The organism is Nonomuraea sp. NPDC050786 (genome assembly GCF_040654115.1).
Classification (GTDB): Bacteria; Actinomycetota; Actinomycetes; order Streptosporangiales; family Streptosporangiaceae; genus Nonomuraea.
Map to the genome: position 1 here is coordinate 1 of NZ_JBFAHJ010000009.1, position 16139 is coordinate 16139.

20 protein-coding genes are annotated in these 16139 nt (G+C 69.1%); 7 read left to right on the forward strand and 13 right to left on the reverse strand.

Annotated elements, in window-relative coordinates; translation table 11 throughout:
• The coding region (locus AB0H84_RS18620; RefSeq protein WP_357605082.1) for an endo-1,4-beta-xylanase at positions 1–524 on the reverse strand (524 nt) is incomplete at its 3' end.
• 597 nt (positions 525–1121) lie between these two features.
• On the opposite strand from AB0H84_RS18620, the gene AB0H84_RS18625 reads away from it, so the two are divergent.
• The 3 genes from AB0H84_RS18625 (at position 1122) to AB0H84_RS18635 (ending at position 3323) form a co-directional block, all read left to right on the forward strand.
• Positions 1122–1532, forward strand: a complete 411-nt coding sequence (locus AB0H84_RS18625; RefSeq protein ID WP_357605084.1) for a hypothetical protein — start codon at positions 1122–1124, stop codon at positions 1530–1532.
• Positions 1533–1560: 28 nt separating this feature from the next.
• Entirely contained in the window at positions 1561–1914 is a 354-nt protein-coding gene (locus tag AB0H84_RS18630; protein ID WP_357605087.1) for a nuclear transport factor 2 family protein, read from the forward strand.
• A 119-nt stretch (positions 1915–2033) separates the two neighbouring features.
• Positions 2034–3323: an MFS transporter gene (locus tag AB0H84_RS18635; RefSeq protein WP_357605090.1), complete on the forward strand. Its 1290-nt coding sequence runs from the start codon at positions 2034–2036 to the stop codon at positions 3321–3323.
• A 66-nt stretch (positions 3324–3389) separates the two neighbouring features.
• Here AB0H84_RS18635 and AB0H84_RS18640 read toward each other — a convergent pair whose 3' ends face one another.
• Positions 3390–3536, reverse strand: coding sequence for a hypothetical protein (locus AB0H84_RS18640; protein ID WP_357605093.1), 147 nt, complete (start codon positions 3534–3536; stop codon positions 3390–3392).
• A complete protein-coding gene (locus AB0H84_RS18645) occupies positions 3533–4273 on the reverse strand; it encodes a metallophosphoesterase family protein (RefSeq protein WP_357605095.1) in 741 nt (246 codons plus the stop codon). Before AB0H84_RS18645 ends, AB0H84_RS18640 begins: the two co-directional genes overlap by 4 nt.
• A 260-nt stretch (positions 4274–4533) precedes the next feature.
• On the opposite strand from AB0H84_RS18645, the gene AB0H84_RS18650 reads away from it, so the two are divergent.
• On the forward strand, positions 4534–4893 hold the full coding sequence (locus AB0H84_RS18650) for a Uma2 family endonuclease (RefSeq protein WP_357605098.1): 360 nt from the start codon (positions 4534–4536) through the stop codon (positions 4891–4893).
• A 6-nt stretch (positions 4894–4899) separates the two neighbouring features.
• On the opposite strand, the gene AB0H84_RS18655 is transcribed toward AB0H84_RS18650, so the two are convergent.
• The gene (locus AB0H84_RS18655) at positions 4900–5133 is read right to left on the reverse strand and encodes a hypothetical protein (RefSeq protein WP_357605101.1); all 234 of its coding nucleotides are present in this window, start codon (positions 5131–5133) and stop codon (positions 4900–4902) included.
• Between the two features lie 78 nt (positions 5134–5211).
• Between AB0H84_RS18655 and AB0H84_RS18660 the strand changes: the two genes are divergently transcribed.
• Positions 5212–5826 (forward strand): Uma2 family endonuclease, encoded by a 615-nt coding sequence (locus AB0H84_RS18660; RefSeq protein ID WP_357605104.1) that lies wholly within the window; start codon positions 5212–5214, stop codon positions 5824–5826.
• Between the two features lie 39 nt (positions 5827–5865).
• Here AB0H84_RS18660 and AB0H84_RS18665 read toward each other — a convergent pair whose 3' ends face one another.
• From AB0H84_RS18665 to infC, 7 genes are all read right to left on the reverse strand, one after another.
• On the reverse strand, positions 5866–8421 hold the full coding sequence (locus AB0H84_RS18665; protein WP_357605105.1) for a phenylalanine--tRNA ligase subunit beta: 2556 nt from the start codon (positions 8419–8421) through the stop codon (positions 5866–5868).
• Complete coding sequence (gene pheS, locus AB0H84_RS18670) at positions 8421–9461, reverse strand: phenylalanine--tRNA ligase subunit alpha (protein WP_357605828.1); 1041 nt, start codon at positions 9459–9461, stop codon at positions 8421–8423. Before pheS ends, AB0H84_RS18665 begins: the two co-directional genes overlap by 1 nt.
• Before the next feature lie 129 nt (positions 9462–9590).
• A complete protein-coding gene (locus tag AB0H84_RS18675) occupies positions 9591–10682 on the reverse strand; it encodes an ATP-binding protein (RefSeq protein WP_357605108.1) in 1092 nt (363 codons plus the stop codon).
• Between the two features lie 49 nt (positions 10683–10731).
• Positions 10732–11535, reverse strand: coding sequence for an RNA methyltransferase (locus tag AB0H84_RS18680; protein ID WP_357605832.1), 804 nt, complete (start codon positions 11533–11535; stop codon positions 10732–10734).
• A gap of 99 nt (positions 11536–11634) precedes the next feature.
• Positions 11635–12018 carry a 50S ribosomal protein L20 gene (rplT, locus tag AB0H84_RS18685; protein WP_344994834.1) on the reverse strand — a complete coding sequence of 128 codons (384 nt, stop codon included), beginning with the start codon at positions 12016–12018 and terminating at the stop codon, positions 11635–11637.
• Between the two features lie 28 nt (positions 12019–12046).
• Positions 12047–12241 (reverse strand): 50S ribosomal protein L35, encoded by a 195-nt coding sequence (rpmI, locus tag AB0H84_RS18690; RefSeq protein WP_043622108.1) that lies wholly within the window; start codon positions 12239–12241, stop codon positions 12047–12049.
• A 126-nt stretch (positions 12242–12367) separates the two neighbouring features.
• Complete coding sequence (gene infC / locus AB0H84_RS18695; RefSeq protein WP_090945400.1) at positions 12368–12955, reverse strand: translation initiation factor IF-3; 588 nt, start codon at positions 12953–12955, stop codon at positions 12368–12370.
• Positions 12956–13306: 351 nt separating this feature from the next.
• On the opposite strand from infC, the gene AB0H84_RS18700 reads away from it, so the two are divergent.
• Both AB0H84_RS18700 and AB0H84_RS18705 read left to right on the forward strand, forming a co-directional pair.
• The gene (locus AB0H84_RS18700; RefSeq protein ID WP_357605110.1) at positions 13307–13561 is read left to right on the forward strand and encodes a type II toxin-antitoxin system Phd/YefM family antitoxin; all 255 of its coding nucleotides are present in this window, start codon (positions 13307–13309) and stop codon (positions 13559–13561) included.
• Positions 13558–13980 (forward strand): type II toxin-antitoxin system VapC family toxin, encoded by a 423-nt coding sequence (locus tag AB0H84_RS18705; RefSeq protein WP_357605112.1) that lies wholly within the window; start codon positions 13558–13560, stop codon positions 13978–13980. The genes AB0H84_RS18700 and AB0H84_RS18705 overlap by 4 nt, the downstream gene beginning before the upstream one ends.
• On the opposite strand, the gene AB0H84_RS18710 is transcribed toward AB0H84_RS18705, so the two are convergent.
• Both AB0H84_RS18710 and mltG read right to left on the reverse strand, forming a co-directional pair.
• Positions 13955–14809 carry a shikimate dehydrogenase gene (locus AB0H84_RS18710; protein WP_357605115.1) on the reverse strand — a complete coding sequence of 285 codons (855 nt, stop codon included), beginning with the start codon at positions 14807–14809 and terminating at the stop codon, positions 13955–13957. The genes AB0H84_RS18705 and AB0H84_RS18710 overlap by 26 nt on opposite strands.
• A gap of 87 nt (positions 14810–14896) precedes the next feature.
• Positions 14897–16066, reverse strand: a complete 1170-nt coding sequence (gene mltG / locus AB0H84_RS18715) for an endolytic transglycosylase MltG (RefSeq protein WP_357605118.1) — start codon at positions 16064–16066, stop codon at positions 14897–14899.
• Positions 16067–16139: the final 73 nt, after the last annotated feature.

The following is a 16139-nucleotide window of genomic DNA, read 5'->3' on the forward strand; positions in this document are numbered from 1 at the left end:
TTGCCGTCGGCGAAGGCCTCGTTGACCACGTCCCAGGCGTAGATCTTGCCCTTGTAGTGGGCCATGACGCCGTTGATGTGGTCGATCATCGCCTGCCGCAGACTGCTGCCGGACAGGGACTGCATCCAGCCGGGCTGCTGGCCGTGCCAGGCCAGCGTGTGCCCGCGGACCCGCTTGCCGTTCTGCACGGCCCAGTTGTAGATGCGGTCGCCGTTGCCGAAGCTGAACTGGCCCCGGTTCGGCTCGGTGGCGTCGATCTTCATCTCGTTCTCGGCCGTCACCATGTTGAACTCGCGGTTGGCGATCGTGGTGTACTGCGAGTCGCCGAGCCGGCCCGCGCTGATGGCGGTGCCGAAGTACCGCCCGCTCTGCGCGGCCGCCGCGCCGAGCGTGCTCGCCGCCGCACCGGCCGGCGTGGTCGGTAGCGTCACCGCGGTGACCACGCCGAGCACGCCGACGGCGGCGGCGATCAGAAATCGCGGGCTCCTGCGAGGCCGCGGCGGAAGTATGGCTGTGATGCCCATAGCTGAGGTGCTCCAGACTGAATCACGGAAATCGGACACGCGGGGTCACCCCGCGCAATCGACGCCGCGTCCCGGGATCAGGGAACGCACACCACAAGGGCATCGCAAACGGCGGTTCTCACCGCGCCACCACCTGGCAGGAGAAGGCCGCCTCTGGGACAGAGTCTGAAAACGCGGCCGAAAGTTGTCAAGTTCTAAAGAAAGTTTCAGAGAGACGCTCCCGCCCACACGGGCGGAGGCCCCTATAACGCCTGATGAGCCGTATGACCGCCCGCCTTCCCCCGCAGGCGCGAGGTGCCGTCCTTGACGTCGCCTCTTCGTCTCGTATTGGCTCGACCTGCCACCGCAGCCATCTGCCAGAGAAGGAACCGCGACAGGGAAGAAGATATGTGAGCGCTAACAGCCGGCCTGGGGCCACCACCCCGGCGGCCATGGCGCGGGCGGCCCGGCGGGCAGACACCACGCCCCTGGAGCCGCCCCCTCGGAGGGTCACCGATGAGGAGGTTCACTCCATTACGTGACGGGTAATCGCGCTCCCTACGTGCCGGCTGACATCGTTCAGGTGTCGCAAACAAGCCGTCGCCAAGGGAGCACGACATGGCCACCGCCCTGACCGTCACCGCCGACCGGACGAAGTTCCTGCGCCTCGCGCTGACCGCCGACGCCGTCGTCACCGGCGTCAACGGGCTGGTCTACCTCGCCTTCGCGGCCCCGGTGAGCGAGCTGCTCGGCCCCGGCCCGGGCCTCCTGCGCGAGATCGGCGCCTTCCTCCTCGTGTACGGCGCCGCGGTCGGCCTCCTGGCCACCCGCCGCGCGATCAGCCCGGCCGCCACCAAGGCGGTCATCGCGCTGAACATCATCTGGACCCTGGGCAGCGTCGCCACCGTCGTCACCGGCGTCGCCGGCCTCACCACGCTCGGCGCGATCTGGACCATCGCCCAGGCCCTGGTGGTCGGAGCGTTCGCCGAACTCCAGATCACCGGCCTCCGCAAGACCCGCAGCAACTAAGAATCCATTGAAAGCAGAAGGAATGACCATGAGCCTCATCGACCGCTACATCGCCGCCTGGAACGAGACCGACGCCGACGCCCGCGCCAAGGGCGTGGCCGAGCTGTGGACCGAGGACGCCACCTACACCGACCCGCTGGCCGACGTGAGCGGCCACGCCGGGATCGCCGCGGTGATCGAGGGCGCGCAGGGCATGTTCCCCGGCCTGGTGTTCACCCCGGGCGAGGTGTACGACGCCCACCACCACATCGCCCGCTTCACCTGGCACCTCGGCCCTGAGGGCGGGGAGCCGGTCGCGGTCGGGTTCGACGTGGTGGAGCTCGCCGAGGACGGCCGGATCCGCTCGGTCCTCGGCTTCCTGGACAAGGTCCCGGCCGCCTGACCCCCGAACGTCCCACTCTCCAGGCCCCCGCTTCCCGCGGGGGCCTGTCCGCTTTCCGGCAGGCACGCACCTGAAAACGATTTGCCCAGATCACCCGCCACCTCGGACAATTAACCCTCGTGCCCGATGGACTGAAGCGCCTGCTGCGTCACCTCTCCATAGACGTGAGCCCCCTCCGCGACTCCCGCGACTACCGCCTCCTCTTCAGCTCAGGCGTCGTCACGATGTTCGGCACGTTGATCACCATGGTGGCGGTGCCGTACCAGATGAAGGAGCTCACCGGCTCCTACCTGGCGGTCGGCCTGGTGAGCCTCGCGGAGTTCGTCCCGATGGTGGTGGGCGGCCTGTGGGGCGGGGCGATCGCCGACGCGCTCGACCGCCGCAAGATCATCGTGCTGAGCGAGCTCGGCCTGCTCGTCACCTCCGCCGTCCTCATGGTCAACGCGCTCCTCCCGAGCCCCCAGGTCTGGGTCCTGTACGTGATAGGCGGCATCTCCACGGGCATCGCCTCCCTGCAGCGGCCGAGCCTGGAGGCCGTCTTCCAGCAGGTGGTCAAGCACGACCAGCAGGGCGCGGCGGCGGTGCTCTCGAGCATGCGCTGGAACTTCGGCGCCATCGTGGCCCCGGCCCTGGGCGGCCTGCTGGTGACGGCGTACGGCCCGGCGGCGGCGTACGGCATCGACACGCTGAGCTTCGTGCTGTCGCTGGCCCTGCTGTGGCGGATCAGGTCGCTGCCGCCCGCCGAGAACGCCGCCCCGGCGTCGCTGCAGTCGCTGGTCGAGGGCATGCGGTACGCGGTGCGCCGCAGCGACCTGATGGGGACGTACCTGGTGGACATCGCGGCCATGGTGTTCGCGATGGCGACCTCGCTCTTCCCGTTCCTGGCCGACGAGCTGCACGCCCCGCAGTCGCTGGGGCTGCTGTACTCGGCGGCGGCGGTGGGCGCGCTGATCGCCTCGCTCACCGGCGCCTGGACGGCCCGCGTGCAGCGCCAGGGCCTCGGCGTGATCGTGGCGGCGACTCTGTGGGGCGCGGGGGTGGCCCTGAGCGCGCTGGCCCCGAACGTCTGGGTGCTGGTCGTCTGCATCGCGTTCGCGGGGGCGGCCGACATGATCAGCGGCATCTTCCGCACGACGATGTGGAACCAGACCATCCCCCAGGAGCTGCGCGGCCGCCTGGCCGGGATCGAGCTCCTGTCGTACGCGTCCGGCCCGATGCTGGGCAACGCTCGCGCCAGCCTGATGGCCAACATCGGCGGCACCCGCTTCTCCCTGGGGTCGGGCGGCCTGCTCTGCGTGGCCGCCGTCCTCGGCCTGGCCGCCGCGCTGCCGAAGTTCCGCAGGTACGACGCCCGCACGGACGAACACGCCCTCGCGGAGAAGGCCCGCAGGGAGGCGGCCGCGGCCTAGAGGTCGGGTCCCCTCGGCGCACCGCGCCTCTGATGACCTGGGCGTACGATCCCGCGTGCCGTGCCGCTACGGGCGCGGCGGCCGTGGCGCGGTCACGGCTGGGATGACCGGGGCGGCGGCGAGCAAGAGGCGGATGCCGACGACCGCGCCGATGATCAGCCAGGGTAGGACCGCGCCCACGGTCATGCCGTGCCCCGGCGGGGGCACGCTCACCTGCCCTCCACCCCGGCGAACACCCGCAACGCCTCCGCGTCGGAGTGAACGCCGGTCACGTAGTCGGCCACCCACTCCTCGATCCCGTCGAACCCGCTCTCCCGGACCAGCCGCTCCCCTACCTGCGCGGCATCGAACGGGGTCCGCCGCAGGGTCACGGCCCCGCTCTCCCCGTCCAGCAACGCCCAGTGCGCGCCGCTCAGCCCGTACGGCATGCCGATCGATCCCGGATTCACCACCAGCACCCGATCGGCCAGCCGCACGAACGGCATGTGCGTGTTCCCCAGCACCACGGTGTCGGCACTCTCACCCGCCAGCACCTCACTCCACCGCTCCAGTGAACTGTCCACCAGGATCATCTCGTCATCCCTGCGCGGCGTCGCATGCACGAACAACGTGCTCCCCAGCCGCCCCAGCTCCACCACCTGCCGATCGGGCAGCCCGGCCAGCAACTCGACCTGATCGTCCCGAAGCTGTTCGGCGGCCCACTGCGACACGGGATAGGGGCACTCCTTCCCCCGGACCGCCTCCACCAGCTCCCTGTCGGCGTTCCCGTTGACCCACAGCGCCCGCTCACCCAGCGAGACGAGCACGTCAAGCGTCTGGACCGGCATCGGCCCCGCGGCCATGTCCCCGGTCAACGCGATCAGATCGGCCCCGGCCACGTCGGGCTCGGCCAGCACGGCCTCGAGAGCGGGCAGGACTCCATGGATGTCGGACAACACAGCGATACGCATGCACCCACTCTCCTACGCCACACCTTCACCATGAAGCCCGTTCGCGTCAAACGAACGCTCACGCTTCGTATGTATGCATTCACAGACAGTGAGAACCCTAGATTGCTAGCGTTGGAGCATGACGGCCGAAGCGGTGATCCAGGAAACGACGCATCCCTCGCTGCCCGACTGGGTATTTCCTCCGCCGCGAGGATTCGTCGCGGAAGATCGTCGTCGCACTACGCCAAACCACCCCGAAGGACTTCCGGGTACGACGCGACATGAGCATCATTCTGGGCACACGCCAGCGCCCTGAGCCTGACCTGATGGTGATCAAGGCCGAAGCCGTGCGCGACGGCGACGAGACCTTCTACGAGGCGCGAGATGTGGTCCTCGTTGTAGAGGTCGTCTGTCCTGCGTCCGAGGTCCGCGACCGTCACCGCAAACCGCAGCTCTACGCCCAAGCCGCGATTCAACATCTGTGGCGGATCGAGAAGAACGCCGGCAAACCCGTGGTCTATGTCTACGAGCTGGACCTGGCATCAAAGACATACGCCATCACCGGCATTCACCGCGACTTTCTGAAGGTATCGGTGCCCTTCGAGATTGCCCTCGACCTGACCGAGCTCGACCAACTCTGAGTCGGCTCACCCCTCCTCCCGCCACCCTTCGTACCGCTCCACCAACTCATCCACCTTGGCCAGCGCACCCTCGTCCAGCCCTTCGACGACGACCAGCCACTGCGCGTCCTCGGCGTCATCCTCCCCGGCCAGCGTCTCCCGCACCACCTGCGGGGCCCCGAGCGCCGGGAACCACTCCTCGAGCGTCTCCGCCACCTCCTCGGCGTCGTCCCGCTCGGCGAACACCAGAAACTGCCTCATCGTCCCCCCGCCTTCACATCCACAAGCGTATGCAGTCGTTTACCTGGCGTAAGCGCAATACATTGGTAGCGTTGGATCGTGACTGCCGAAGCGGTGATCGAAAAGATGACGCCTCCCTCTGTACCCGACTGGATCATCCCGCCGCCGGAGGGCTTCGTAGCAGAAGATCTCGATCACCTTCCGGATTTGCCTGCGCACACAGAGTTGATTGATGGAAGCTTGGTCTTCGTGAGCCCCCAGCGACGCTTCCATCAGACGGTCATACATCGCCTGCACAACGAGTTGGAAGAGCTCGTGCCAGCAGGCCACGATGTGGTCCAAGAGATGAGCGTCAAGCTAGCCCGCCGGCAGCGCCCAGAGCCTGACCTCCTCATCCTGGGCCCCGACGCGCCGTCCGGCCTCGACGTCACGTGTTTCCAGCCCGAGGACGTCTTCCTTGCTGTTGAAGTGGTCTCACCCGACTCAGAGGACCGCGACCGAACTCGCAAACCTCTCCTCTACGCAGCGGCGGGGATCCCTCATTTCTGGCTGATCGAGGAAGTCAACGGCAAGCCGGTCGTCCACGTCTACGAGCTTGATCTCGTCGTGAAGTCCTATGTCGTCACCGGCGTCCATCACGACAGGCTGAAGGTCTCCGTTCCCTTCGACATCGACATCGACCTCACCAAGCTGTGCGAGCGCAGAACGCGATGAGGGCTGGTATGGCAGCCGCCATACCAGCCCTCACCCGCATCAGGCGCTGCGCAGCTGAGCCCCGACGCGGTCGGCCGCCATGGCCACCGCCGCGTCGCGAGCCGCCGTCGTCTCCTCCACCGTCAACGTCCGGTCCGCGGCCCGGAAGCGCATCGTGTACGCGAGCGACTTGTTGCCCTCGCCCACCTGCTCCCCCACGTACACGTCGAACAGCCGGATCGACTCCAGCAGCTCGCCCGCCCCGTCGCGCAGGGCCGCCTCCACGTCCGCGACGGGCGTGAAGTCGGGGACGATCAGCGCGACGTCCTGCGTGGCCACCGGGTAGGCCGACACCGCCGGCGTCTGGACCGGCCCGGGCATGGCCGCCTCCAGGCGGGAGATCTCCAGCTCCATGGCCACGGTCCGCTTGGGCAGCCCGTACGCCTCGATGACGCGCGGGTGCAGCTCGCCCGCGTGCCCCACCAGCGTGTCACCCACGTAGAGGGCAGCGCAGCGGCCGGGGTGCCAGGGCTCGTGCTGGTCGGCGCTGATCGACAGCTCCAGCCGGGCCTCGCCCGCGACCGCCCGGGCGGCCTGCACCGCGTCGGCCCACGAGGCCGCGCGCCCGCCGCCCCACCAGCCGGAGCGCTCGAACTCCCCGGCCAGCACCACCCCGACCCGCAGCGGCTGGTCGGGCAGGGCCGCCTCGATCGAGGCCAGCTCCTCGGCGGTCGGCCGGCGCTCGACCCCGAGCACCGGCGCCACCTCGGGAGCGCCCTCGCGCGGCCGGTAGACCGGCCCCGTCTCGAACAGCGCCACGTCCGAGAAGCCGCGGCCGACGTTGCGCACCAGGGTCTTGAGCAGCCCCGGCAGCAGCGTCGTGCGCATCAGCGGCTCGTCCTCCGACAGCGGGTTGGCCAGCCGCATGGCGTGGCGGCGCGCGTCGTCGGCGGGCAGCAGCAGCCGGTCGAAGTCGTCGGGGCTGATGAACGGGTAGTTGAGCACCTCGACGTAGCCGGCCTCGGCCAGCGCCCGGCCGATCCGCCTGCGCAGCCGCTGCCCTTCGGTGAGGCCCGCGCCGGCGGGGGCGGACGGCAGCACCGACGGCAGGCTCTCGTAGCCCTCCAGCCGGATGACCTCTTCGGCCAGGTCGTTGGGGTCGGTGAGGTCGGGACGCCACGACGGCGGCGTCACCGTGATCATGTCGTCGCCGGTGACGGCCAGCTTGGCCGCCAGCGCGCCGCCGGTGACGACGCCGGTCGGGTCGACACCGCCCTTGCGCACGGCCGGGTCGCTGCCGGGCGTCACGACGCAGCCGACCTGCTCCAGCCGGGCGATCACGGTGTCCCTGGAGTAATCGACGCCGGCGACGGTGCCGGGGTAGCCGGACGGGATCGCGATGCGCGGCGGCGACACCTCGACCTCGGCGTGCGTGACGCCGGGCTGGATGGTCGCGCCGCCCAGCTCGGCCAGCAGCTGCACGGCCCGCCACGAGGCGACGAGCGGCAGCTCCCGGTCGACGCCGCGCTCGAACCGCTTGGACGCCTCCGACACCAGCCCGTGCCTGCGCGACTCGCGCGAGATGCCGGTCGCGGAGAAGTGGGCGGCCTCGATGACGATGTCGGTCGAGCCGTCGGAGATCTCGGTCTCGAGCCCGCCCATGGTGCCGGCCATCGAGATCGGACCCGACTGGTCGGTGATGAGGATGTCGTCGGGGTCGAGCTCGCGTACGACGTGGTCGAGCGTCTCCAGGCGCTCGCCCGCCGCGGCCCGGCGCACGACGATCTCGCCGCGCAGCTTGTCGCGGTCGAACGCGTGCAGCGGCTGGCCCAGCTCCAGCATCAGGTAGTTGGTGATGTCGACGGCCAGCGACACGGGCCGCATGCCGGCGCGCGTGAGGCGTACCCGCATCCAGAGCGGGCTCTGGGCGGCCGGGTCGAAGCCGCGGACCTCGCGCAGCACGAACCTGTCGCAGGCGGTCGGGTCGGCGATCGAGGCCGGCCACGAGGGGCCGGTCTCGGCGGGCGGCTCGACGGCGGCGGGGTCGCGGAACTCCACCCCGAACGCGGTCGCCACCTCGCGCGCGACGCCCCTGATCGACAGCGCGTAGCCGATGTCGGGCGTGATCTCCAGCTCGATGACCTCGTCACGCAGGCCGAGCAGCTCGACCACGTCCGCGCCGATCGGGGTGCCGGGCGGCAGCACCATGATGCCGCCGTGATCGTCACCGAGCCCGAGCTCGCGCTCGGAGCAGATCATGCCCTCCGACATGCGCCCGTACGTCTTGCGCGCCCCGACCTCGAACCCGCCGGGCAGCACCCCGCCGGGCAGCACGACGGGCACGCGGTCGCCGGCGACGAAGTTGGTGGCGCCACAGACGATCTCGCGGGGCGTCGCCTCGCCCGTCTCGACCTTGCAGTGCCTGATCGGCTTCTTGAAGCCGGTCAGCTCCTCGATCTCGAGCACCTCGCCGACGACGACGTTCTTGACGTCGTGGCCGTGCGAGGTGATCGCCTCGAGCTTGAGCCCGGCGGCGGTGAGCTTCTCGGCCACCTCGTGGGCGGTGGCCGCCGGGAGATCGACATACTCCCGCAGCCAGGAAAGCGGGACCTTCATCAGATCTCCATTCCGAACGGGAGGGTGAAGCGCATGTCCCCCTCGACCATGTCACGCATGTCCTCGGCGTTGTGGCGGAACATCAGCGTCCGCTCGATGCCCATGCCGAACGCGAACCCTGAATACCGCGACGGATCGACCCCGCAGGCGATCAGCACGCGCGGGTTGACCATGCCGCAGCCGCCCCACTCGATCCAGCCCTCCGACTTGCAGGTGCGGCAGGGTGGGTTGCCGGGGACCGCCGAGGCGCCCCGGCAGACGAAGCACTTGAGGTCCATCTCGGCGGACGGCTCGGTGAACGGGAAGTAGTTGGGCCGGAACCGGGTCGTGATGCCCTTGCCGAACATCACCTCGGCGAACCGGTCGAGCGTCCCCTTCAGGTGGGCCATGGTCAGGCCCTCGTCCACGGCCAGCCCCTCGGTCTGGTGGAAGACCGGCGTGTGGGTGGCGTCGAGCTCGTCGGTGCGGAACGTCTTGCCCGGCGAGATCACGTAGACCGGCAGCTCGCGCTGGAGCAGCGCGCGGATCTGCACCGGCGAGGTCTGCGTGCGCAGCACCATGCCGGAGTCGGTGGACCCCACGAAGAACGTGTCGTGGTCGGAACGGGCCGGGTGGTCCTTCGCGATGTTGAGCGCGTCGAAGTTGAACCACTCGCCTTCGAGGTCGGGCCCCTCGGCCACCTCGTATCCCATGGCGACGAACGCGTCGGCGATGCGCTCCTGCAGCGTGGTCAGCGGGTGGCGGGCGCCGCGCGGCCGCCGGTCCCACGGCAGGGTGACGTCGACGCTCTCCTCGACGAGCACCCGCGCGTCACGCTCGGCCTCCAGCTCGGCCTGGCGGCCGGCGAGCGCCTCGTTGATCGCCTTGCGGGCGGCGCCGACGCGCTTGCCGGCCTCGGCGCGGGCGGCCGGCGGCAGGGCGCCGATCTCGCGGTTGGCCAGGGCGATGGGCGAGCGGTCGCCGGCATGCGCCAGCCTGGCCTGCTTGAGTGCGTCGAGGCTGTCGGCCGCCTTGATCGCCACGATGGCGTCGGCCTCCATGCGCGACACCTCGTCGGCATGCAACGGTGTCACCTCGACGGGGTCGTAGTCAGACAAGAGTGAGCTCCGTATCCAGGGCTTGAGCGGAAAAGAGTCTAGTGGGCCCGCCCACCGGGGCCGACTCGATCGCTACGGGGTGGCGAAGTCGGGCGTGCCGGTGGGCACGGTAAATCGGAACTCCGCCCCGCCCTCGGGCGCGCGCTGCACGGTGATCGTGCCGCCGTGCGCCTCGACCAGGCCCTTGACGATGAAGAGGCCGAGCCCGGTGCCGCCGCGCCTGCGGCTGTTGCCGCCGCGCCAGAACTGCCTGAAGACGCGCGGGGCCAGCTCGGGCTCGATGCCCTCGCCCTCGTCGCGCACCGACACGGCAACTCCCCATCCGACGGACTCGATCTCTATTGTCACAGTGCCACGCCCGTGACGCAGCGCGTTCTCCACCAGATTACCCAGGATCTGGTCGATCTTGTCCTGGTCGAGCCACATTTCCGGCAGGTCATCGCCGACCAGCAGGCGAAAGCGGTCCTCGGCCTCCCCCGCCGCGACACGCCCGGCGATGAGCCGGCGCGCCCTGGCGGGGACGTCGACGACCTGGCGGCGCACCTCCAGCCGGCCCGACTCGATGCGCGAGACGTCGAGCAGCTCGGTGATGAGCCGGGTGACGCGGTCGGCGTCGTTGTTGACGGTCTCGAGCATGACCCGCTTCTGCTCGTCGGTGAAGCGGGACCACTTGGCCAGCATGGTCGCGGTGAACCCCTTGACGCTGGTCAGCGGCGAGCGCAGCTCGTGGGCCACGGTGGAGACCAGGTCGGCGCGGCTGCGCTCCAGCCGGGCGCGGGCGCCGCCGTCGCGCAGGGTGATCGTGACGCGCTCGACCTCGCCGCAGCGCTCGGGCTCGCGTACGAGCCTGGCCGCGACGTAGAGCTCCTGGCCCCCGGGCAGGTGCAGCGGACGCTCCGGCACCCTGCTCCTGATGGGCAGCCCGCCCTCGGGGTCGAGCGCCTTCCACCAGTCGCGCCCGTCGTGGTCGCGGAAGGGGAAGACGTCGTTCATGTGCCTGCCGACGGCGCGCTCCACGGCCACGCCGGTGAGCCTGGCGGCGGCCCGGTTGACGGCCACCACGCAGCCATATCGGTCGGTCACGATGAGGCCGTCGGGAAGGTCGTCGATGGCTATCGTGCACGCGGCGGCCACTACTCGCCCGTCGGTGTCTGCGCCGTGCACGACCTGCCTCCTCCGCCTACAACGCCGACAATAGCGGGTTTCCCGCCGCCTAGGGCACTCGCTGCGCCCTAGCAGAGGAGTAAAGGCATACCGCCGCGGCGGCGGCCAGGTTCAGGCTTTCAGCCTGTCCGTAGATGGGCACTCTGACCACATCGTCCGCCTCGGACAGTATCTCCTCCGGCAGCCCCCAAGCCTCGTTGCCGAAGATCCACGCGGTGGGTCCCGTGAGATCGACATCGTCGAGCGTGTGCTTGCCCGCGCCATCAGCCGCCAGCACGCGCAGTCCCCGCTCCTTCAGTTGACGCACGGCGGCGCTCACCGGTGCACCGATGACGACGGGCAAGTGAAAGAGGCTGCCGGCGCTGGCGCGTACGCATTTCCCGTTGTACGGGTCGACGGAGGCGTCGGTGAAGATCACGGCGTCGGCGCCGGCCGCGTCGGCGGCCCGCATGACGGTGCCGGCGTTGCCCGGGTCGCGCACGTGGGCGAGCACGGCGACCAGGCGGGGCGTGCCTTGCAGGGCTTCGTCCAGGGGCACGTGCACCAGCTTGCAGACGGCCACCAGTCCCTGCGGGGTCACGGTCTGGGAGAGCTCCGACATGACCTCGCCGCTGGCCCGGTGCACGGGCACGCCCTTGAGCGTGGCCTCGGTGATCAGCTCGGGGTGGCGCAGCTCGGCGTCGGCGGTGCTGAACAGCTCGAGCGGCACGCCCTCGAGCTTGAGCGCCTCGCGCACCGCCTGCGGTCCCTCGGCCAGGAACCTGCGGTCCTGCTCTCTGAAGGCCCGCTTGGTGAGCCGCCTGGCCGCTTTCACCCGCGGCGACTTCACGTTGGTCAGCTCGGACCCGGCCATGGTCTCCCCCGTCGCATACAGCACTGTCACATACAGCAAAGGGCCCACCGTCATCGGTGGGCCCCTCTGGTTAGAGCAATTGCCTCAGCTCGCGGCTTGTCAGCTCGCGGCCGGAGCGTTCACGTTCGCCGGCAGCGCCTTCTTGGCGGCCTCGACGAGCGTGGCAAACGTCTGGGCGTCGTTGACCGCGAGGTCCGCGAGGATCTTGCGGTCGACCTCGACGCCGGCCAGGCGCAGACCTTGGATCAGTCGGTTGTAGGTCATGCCGTTCTGGCGGGCAGCGGCGTTGATCCGCTGGATCCACAGACGGCGGAACGCACCCTTACGGTCCTTGCGGTCCCGGTAGGCGTACGTCATCGAGTGGAGCATCTGCTCCTTGGCCTTGCGGTAAAGACGTGACCGCTGGCCACGGTAACCGCTCGCCCTCTCGAGGACGACCCTGCGCTTCTTCTTGGCGTTGAGCGCCCGCTTCACGCGTGCCATGTTTCTTCTCCCCGGGGAATCGCGCTACTTACTTGGCGAGCAGCTTCTTGATCTTCTTGGAATCGGCGTCGGAAAGGACGACCTCGTTCTTGAGACGGCGCGTCAGCGTGGACGACTTCCACTCGTTGTAGTGCGCGCGGTTGGCACGGCGGCGCTTGATCTTGCCGGTGCCGGTGAGCCGGAACCGCTTCTTCGCACCGCTGTGCGTCTTCATCTTCGGCATGTCGCCGTCTCTCCTCGTTTCGGTCGTGCCTGGGGCCGGGCCGGTGCTGGGCCGACCCGGTCGCGGCGTCCTTCGTCTGCTGGTGGCTGAATCGGGGTGCTCTGTAAGGCTAACCCCAACCGCAGGTCATCCTTCCTGTGGGGAAGTGTCCTCGCTGCCACGCTGTGCCTTGGCGGCGGCCTTTTCGGCCTTGGCCTCGGCCTTCTTCTTGTGCGGACCGATCACCATGATCATGTTACGACCGTCCTGCTTGGCGTGGGACTCCACGAACCCCAGCTCCTGGACGTCGTCCGCCAGCCGCTGCAGCAGCCGGAAGCCGAGCTCCGGCCTGGACTGCTCGCGACCACGGAACATGATCGTGACTTTGACCTTGTCCCCCGCCTTGAGGAACCGCACCACGTGACCCTTCTTGGTCTCGTAGTCGTGCGGGTCGATCTTCGGCCGGAGCTTGATCTCCTTGATGATCGTGTGCGCCTGATTCTTGCGCGCTTCGCGCGCCTTCATCGCGGACTCGTACTTGAACTTGCCGTAGTCCATGAGCTTGCACACGGGCGGTCGAGCCGTGGCCGCGACCTCGACGAGGTCAAGGTCGGCCTCCTGGGCGAGCTTGAGGGCGTCGTGAATCGAGACGATGCCTACCTGCTCGCCGTTCGGGCCCACGAGGCGAACCTCGGGAACTCGGATACGCTCGTTGATGCGGGGCTCAGTGCTGATGGGGCCTCCTAGGTTTGCGATCCCTACGTGCTCGTCGTGGCAGGGACTCCTCGCTGAACGCGAAAAGCCCCGCACGTCGCGCATGCGGGGCCACTGAGCTCTATGGCTTCGTGGCCTTTGAGCTCCCCGGAGTAGTCCGGCGTGATCCTGGACCCGGACGCCCTTTCGGCGACTCAGGTGGGAGGGAGACCTCCGCTTGCGCGTCCAGCAAGGCATGCCGGACCGATCAGAGAGCTACATTACCACAACCACGAGACCCTCTCGAATCATCCCTCCTGGCCAGCACCTCCGCGCTAAAATTCTGTCCAGACAGGACAGAAAGTGAGTTATATGACCCCGATCCCGGCAGAAGTGACCAGATGGCAGCTGCAGGAGGCCAAGCAGCACTTCAGCGAAGTCGTCAGGAAGGCTCACGACGAAGGCCCGCAGATCGTCACCAGGCACGGAAAGGACGTGGCGGTGATCCTGGACATGGAGGAGTACCGTCGACTCAAGGGCAAGCAGCCCGACTTCAAGGAGTTCCTGCTCAGCGATCCGGACTGGCCGGACGATCTGGAGTTCCCACGCGACAAGGGTCTACCGCGAGAAGTGGACCTCGGCTGGTGAGCGTCGGCTACATCCTCGACACCGACATCATCTCCGAGGTACGCAAGCCACACGGCAACTCGCAGGTGAAAGGTTGGGTCGACGCGTCCCTGGGACCGACTCTCTACCTCAGCGTCATCTCCATCGGCGAGATCCGCTGGGGAATCGAGCAGCGTCGCAAGAGCGATCCCCGGCAGGCCTTGGCACTCGAGAACTGGCTCGCCCGGCTCTACCGGTCGTTTCAGGATCGGATCATCCCGATCAGCACCGACGTCGTTGAGGAATGGGGGCGCATGCGTTGCATACGCCCGCTCCCCTTCTCCGACGCGTTAATCGCGGCCACAGCCAGGATTCACGGCTGGAGTGTGGTCACCCGGAACGTCAAGGACTTCGCGGACACCGGCGTGACCGTGATCAACCCGTTCGAGATGACCGCCTAGCGAGCTCCGCCTCGCCGGCCGCACGCATGGCCTCCACCGGCACGTCCGTACGGCCCGTCATCAGCTCCACCTGCCGCACCGCCTGGTGGAGCAGCATCGAGAACCCGCCGACCACGGTGCCGCCCGCAGCCCGGACGGCCGCCGCCGCGCTGGTCGGCCAGGGCGAGTAGACCACGTCGAAGAGCGCGGGCACCCGCGCCAGCCGGTCGGCGAACACGTCGGCCGCCCCGCCGGGCAGCGTCGACACCACCAGGTCCACCCGGGTCAGGGCGTCGAGCTTGTCGAACGTCTCGACCGCCAGCGCCACGCCCAGCCGCTCGGCCACCTCCACCGTCTCGCCCGCCCGTGCGGGGTCGCGCACCAGCAGCGTCGCCGAGAACAGCCCCAGGTTGCGCAGCGCCGCCAGCGCCGAGGCCGCCGTGGCCCCGCCGCCCAGCACGGTCGCCGAGCGCGGCGCGGGGACCCCGGCCTCGGCCAGCGCCTGCTCGATGCCGTAGATGTCGGTGTTGTGGCCGTGCCGCTGCCCGTCGCGGAACACCACGGTGTTGGCGCCGCCCACCTCCAGGGCGAGCTCGGACACGGTGTCGAGCAGGGGCAGCACGGCCCGCTTGAGCGGCATGGTCAGCGACAGCCCCGCCCAGGCGTCCTCGTCGCCGGCCTGCTTGCCGCGCACCGGCACCAGCTCATCCAGCAGCCCGGGCAGCCGCGCCTCGTCGCACTCGAACGCCTCGTAGCTCCACCCGTCGAGCCCCATCGCCTGGTACGCCGCCCGATGCAGGTAGGGCGAGAGCGAATGACCGATGGGCGAGCCCATCACCGCAGCCCGCATCCCTACTCCTTTCGACCAGGAAGACCTTATCGCCATCCGCCCAGAGCGCTGCGCACCTGGACGGACGGCGCTTCCCGGCCGGGACGGTCAGCCGCCGCAGCCCCCGTTCTTGGCGCACTTGGCCAGCAGCGCCTGACGCTCGGCCTCGGTGGTGGCGAACTCCGTGACGCCGCCGCCATTGGGGTCGGTGGCCACGAAGAACAGCCAGGGGCCCTTCGCCGGGTTGAGCGCGGCCTCGATGGCGTGGTCGCCGGGGTTGGCGATGGGGCCGGGCGGCAGTCCCTCGTACATGTAGGTGTTGTAGCGGGACTTGGTCTGCAGTTCGGCGTGGGTGGCGTAGGTGCGGTACTTGCCGAGCGCGTACATGACCGTGCTGTCCATCGACAGCTTCATCGGCGGCTTGCGCTCGAGCCGGTTGTAGATGACCCGGGCGATCTTCGGCATGTCCTCGGGCCGGCCGGCCTCGGCCTGCACGATGCTCGCGATGACCATGATTTCGTGCGGCGTGTGGCCGAGCGCCTTGGCGCTGCCCGGGAGGTCCATGGTCTCGGCGGTCTGGTTGAACCGCTTGACCATGGCCGCCAGCATCTGCGTGGGCGTGGTCTTGGGCTGGAACTCGTACGTGGCCGGGAAGGCGTACCCCTCGAGATTCTTCCTGGCGTACGGCGGCAGGTCGAGCGCGCCGACGTCCTTGGCCGCGGCGGCGAACTCCTTGACGGGCTTGCCCGTCGCCTTGGCGAGCGTGTTCAAGGTGTCGGAGAGGCGCAGGCCCTCCTTGATCGTCACCTTGGCCAGCAGCCGGTTCTCCGGGCCGAGCATCGACACGGCCTGCGCGGCCGACATCCGCTTGCGCAGCTTGTACGAGCCCGGCTGCAGCGAGCCGCTCTTGTTGGCGTTGCCGATCGCGTTGGTGAACGCCTTGACGCTGGCCACGACCCCCAGCCGCTCGAGCTCCACCGCCACGTCCGAGGCGCTCTGGCCGTCCTTGATCTCCACGACGACCTCGCCGCTGCCCTGACCGGTGTAGTCGTCGGGCACGAGCGCGTCGCTGAGCCACAGGTAGCCGTAGTATCCGCCGCCGCCGATGATGCCCGCCAGCACGACGAAGGCGAGCAGCGGCGCTATGAAGCCGCCCCGGTTGCGGCGTCTGCGCCGCCGGCGTCCGCCGCCGCGCTTGCCGGAACCGCGAGTACGGCGCCGGGCACGACCCTCGTCGTCCTCGGCGCCGAGCAGAGTGTTCAGATCGAGATCGTTCATAGGTGCGCTGGCCAATCTCCCGGTACGGCCAGCCGGACGTCAAGCGAAACTGCTGAACCGGCTGGTGTCGTCA